General features: G+C 43.5%; 5 protein-coding genes. All 5 read left to right on the top strand.

All coding sequences use genetic code 11. The features are described from left to right. Window positions 1-248 precede the first annotated feature (248 nt). The 5 genes from HY035_00025 to cdd all read left to right on the top strand — a co-directional run bounded on the left by HY035_00025 (window position 249) and on the right by cdd (window position 3,356). The gene (locus HY035_00025; GenBank protein ID MBI3376777.1) at window positions 249-728 is read left to right on the top strand and encodes a DUF3800 domain-containing protein; all 480 of its coding nucleotides are present in this window, start codon (window positions 249-251) and stop codon (window positions 726-728) included. 1 nt (window position 729) lies between these two features. Next, entirely contained in the window at window positions 730-876 is a 147-nt protein-coding gene (locus tag HY035_00020) for a hypothetical protein (protein ID MBI3376776.1), read from the top strand. 326 nt (window positions 877-1,202) lie between these two features. Continuing rightward, complete coding sequence (locus HY035_00015) at window positions 1,203-2,267, top strand: 3-isopropylmalate dehydrogenase (protein ID MBI3376775.1); 1,065 nt, start codon at window positions 1,203-1,205, stop codon at window positions 2,265-2,267. A gap of 10 nt (window positions 2,268-2,277) precedes the next feature. Beyond that, window positions 2,278-2,961 (top strand): response regulator, encoded by a 684-nt coding sequence (locus HY035_00010; protein ID MBI3376774.1) that lies wholly within the window; start codon window positions 2,278-2,280, stop codon window positions 2,959-2,961. A gap of 5 nt (window positions 2,962-2,966) precedes the next feature. Beyond that, entirely contained in the window at window positions 2,967-3,356 is a 390-nt protein-coding gene (gene cdd / locus HY035_00005; protein ID MBI3376773.1) for a cytidine deaminase, read from the top strand. Window positions 3,357-3,651: the final 295 nt, after the last annotated feature.

Genomic DNA, 3,651 nt, shown 5'->3' with positions numbered 1-3,651 from the left:
TGCTACTGACGCCTCATTCCTCAAGCCTGCCAATACCATTTTCTGCTTCTCTTCTGCGCTCCATTTCTTTCTTGCCATCTGCTTCCTCCTTCCGGAGGACTAACTTACCAGTTGTTCCTAATTTCGTCAAACCCTACAGTGACAGCCCCATCATCCCCCGCGCAGAGGGCGGGAGATTGATCCCGCACTTATGCAGAGTGCGAGGATTGAGATTGTCTATAATTTGTAGAGTTAGGGAAAAACTATAAATGCTTTATCTGTATCTTGATGAAAGCGGAGACTTGGGGTTTGACTTCGTGAACAAGAAGCCGTCGAAGTTTTTCACCGTAACCATCCTTGCAGTAAAGGGGCCGGAGAATAACCGCTTACTGGTCAAGGCAGTCAAGAAAACGTTGACGAGGAAGCTTAACCGAAAGAAATCGGTTGCCGATGAACTGAAGGGTGCAAAGACAGTTTTTGCGATCAAGAAGTATTTCTATACTCAAGTGAAGGACCTGAAATTTGCTGTCTATGCCTTGACGCTCAACAAGAAGCGAGTTTATGAGAGACTTGCAAAGGACAAGGAAAGGGTTTACAACTATATCTCGCGTCTCGTACTTGACAAAATTCCCTTTGAGAAAGCGCAGGAGCAGGTGATCCTGGTACTCGATAAAAGCAAAACACAGAAGCAGGTATGGGACTTCAATCAATATGTTTTCAGGCAGTTAAAAGGGGAAAGTTCCGCTTGATATCAAACACGAAAACTCCCGTCAATATCATGGGTTACAGGCGGTCGACCTTTTTAGCTGGGGAATATTCAGGAAATATGAGAAGAAAGATACCACATGGTTTGATATTTTCAGGGACAAGGTAGCTTTTGAAGAGCAATACCTATGAAACAAAATTGAGCGTGCCTTACAGGCTTCTTATGTCGAGGCTCATGCCAACATATAGAAGGGAGCACCCCGAACAGCCTGCAACGGTCTTACCGCTCACTCATAGAATCACAGAAAATGATTGTGTTTGTCAATACCCAAAGGTCGCTAAAAAATATAGACAAAATATTATAAGAAATAGATGAAGACGCCACGGGAATCTTCTGGGGATAAAAATGAACAGCGAGAGAAAAAGCACAGGCACATCCTCCAGCGGGCGGGAGATGTGATTGTTTTTCTGCAATACAAATTCGTATAATAGCCGGAGGTTAGCTAAGGAGAGCAGTTATGAAATCTTACAACATTGCAGTTATACCCGGGGACGGCACGGGACCGGAGGTTATCGCAGAAGGGATTAAAGTCCTGAACGCGGCAGAAGAAAAATTCGGGTTCAAGCTTAATCTCACATATTATGATTTTGGGGGAGAAAGGTATTTAAAGACAGGAGAGGTTTTGCCTGAAAATGCAGTATCAGAACTCAAAAAGCACAATGCAATCTATCTCGGCGCAATAGGACATCCTGACGTAAAGCCGGGCGTTCTTGAAAAAGGCATCCTTCTCAGGTTGAGGTTTGAACTTGACCAGTATGTCAATTTAAGGCCTGTTAAGCTTTATCCGGGGGTGGATTGTCCGTTGAAAGATAAAAAACCCGAAGACATAGATTTCGTTGTTGTCAGAGAAAACACAGAGGGATTATATGCAGGAGCAGGAGGCGTTTTGAAAAAGGGCACAGCGGATGAAGTTGCTGTGCAGGAGTCCATAAACACCCGGAAAGGTGTTGAGCGGTGCATAAGATATGCATTTGAATATTGCAAAAAAAGAAACAAGATGAAGAAGCTCACGCTTTGCGGAAAGACAAATGTGCTGACATTCGCATTTGACCTATGGGAGAGAACTTTCTATGAAGTTGCAAAAGAATATCCTGACATAAAGGTTGATTATGCGCACGTTGATGCAATAACAATGTGGTTTGTAAAAAACCCTGAGTGGTTTGATGTGATTGTCACTGACAACATGTTCGGAGACATTATCACTGACCTTGGCGCAATGATACAGGGCGGAATGGGCATTGCTGCAGGCGGAAACATAAATCCGAAGGGCGTTTCAATGTTTGAACCGATAGGGGGCTCTGCGCCAAAATATAAAGGAAAGAATGTTATCAATCCGCTGGCTGCAATATGCGCAGCAGGCATGATGCTTGAGCATCTCGGAGAAGAAAAAGCAGGCAAGACAATAGAAAAAGCTGTAATGAAAGTAACAGGGAAGCATCTTAAAAGCCTTGCAGCAGGGCAGATGGGCTACTCAACAACCGAGGTGGGTAATATGGTTGCAAGGTTGGTGAAAGAGGCATAAAATATTATTAATGGGCACTGAAAACAGAAAACAGAAACGTATCCCCTTCAATCAGCATGTCCTGATAAATAATTCCATAATGCTTAATACAGTGGATATCAGCGAAGGCGGTGTGTATGTTCATACAGACCGCATGTTTCAGGTTGGAAGCACTCTTGATATCTCTGTTTCAATAGGAAGCCATAAAGTTGACCTGAAGGCTCATGTGGAGCACTGCCAGGCAGGAATAGGCATGGGGCTTCAGTTTGCTGACATGAGTGCTGAGCGGCAGGTTGAACTGAAAAATTTCCTGACAGAATTGGAGAAAAAGACATCCGTTTCTTCAAAGAAGAGGATTTTGATAGTTGATGACAATGATGCTGTGAGGAGGATGAACAAGAGCAAACTCATCCTTGATGGCTTCACTGTTCTTGAGGCAAGGAACGGGGTAGAGGCAATAAAGATACTTCAGGCAGAGCATCTGGATCTTGCTGTGTTCGACCTTTTCATGGAACCCATGGACGGTTTTAAGCTCACAGCCCTTATCAGGCAGATGCCGCAGCATAAAGATATTCCGGTAATAGTTTTTTCGGCAAGGAGCACTCCTGATGTTATTGAGCAGGCAAAAAATGCCGGCGCCACTATATTTCTTCCTAAGACAATAACCTCACCAATAAAAATGAGCGAGAACGTTAAGAAGCTGCTGGAAAAATAACTAAAATGCTTCCTTCAGACATTGATAAATTAGTAAACGAAGCAAAAGCAGCAAGAAAAAAGGCCTTTGCGCCTTACTCAAAGTTTACAGTTGGAGCTGCGCTGATAACTAACGATGGTAAAATCTACCACGGCTGCAATATAGAAAACCCCTCATTGATGTTGAGCTTTTGCGCTGAAAGGGCTGCGCTTATCAATGCCCTTGTGGAAGGCGAAAAAAAATTCAAGGCGCTGGCAATCGTATCAGGAAATAAAGATTATTGTTTTCCGTGCGGAGCGTGCAGGCAGATGCTTGCCGAATTTGCGCCGGACATTGAAATATATCTTATATCTGAAAAGGGAATAAAAAAATTCTCCATTTCTGAGCTTCTGCCGCACCAGTTTAAAAACCCCTGAAAGGCTCAATTGCGAGGGCAAGGCAAACAACTAAACAGGCATTAGTAATGCACGAAACGAATTTATAAGACAGGCATGGTGAATACGCAGGGCATTTTGCCTTGATATTAGAAGCATAGAGGAGTGTATTATGTGGAGATATGTTAGGAGCGCTGTGTCCTGCTCGACTTTTTCGGAACAACTATTTCGAGTTTAAAGTTAGTCCCACCAGATTTTCAAGTTTATAATAATTAGCCGGGATATCATATCCCAGCGCCTCATGCGGCCTATAGGTATTGTATTTTATCCTGTAGGC

It is taken from the genome of Nitrospirota bacterium (assembly GCA_016195565.1).
Lineage (GTDB): Bacteria > Nitrospirota > Thermodesulfovibrionia > Thermodesulfovibrionales > UBA1546 > UBA1546.
Note: the sequence above shows the minus strand (reverse complement) of the source record. Positions and strands in the feature narration are given on the sequence as shown.

Excerpts from the sequence above, each read along its gene's own strand:
- HY035_00025 (MBI3376777.1), top strand. The coding sequence starts at position 249 with ATGCTTTATCTGTATCTTGATGAAAGCGGAGACTTGGGGTTTGACTTC.
- HY035_00015 (MBI3376775.1), top strand. The coding sequence starts at position 1,203 with ATGAAATCTTACAACATTGCAGTTATACCCGGGGACGGCACGGGACCG.
- HY035_00010 (MBI3376774.1), top strand. The coding sequence starts at position 2,278 with ATGGGCACTGAAAACAGAAAACAGAAACGTATCCCCTTCAATCAGCAT.
- cdd (MBI3376773.1), top strand. The coding sequence starts at position 2,967 with ATGCTTCCTTCAGACATTGATAAATTAGTAAACGAAGCAAAAGCAGCA.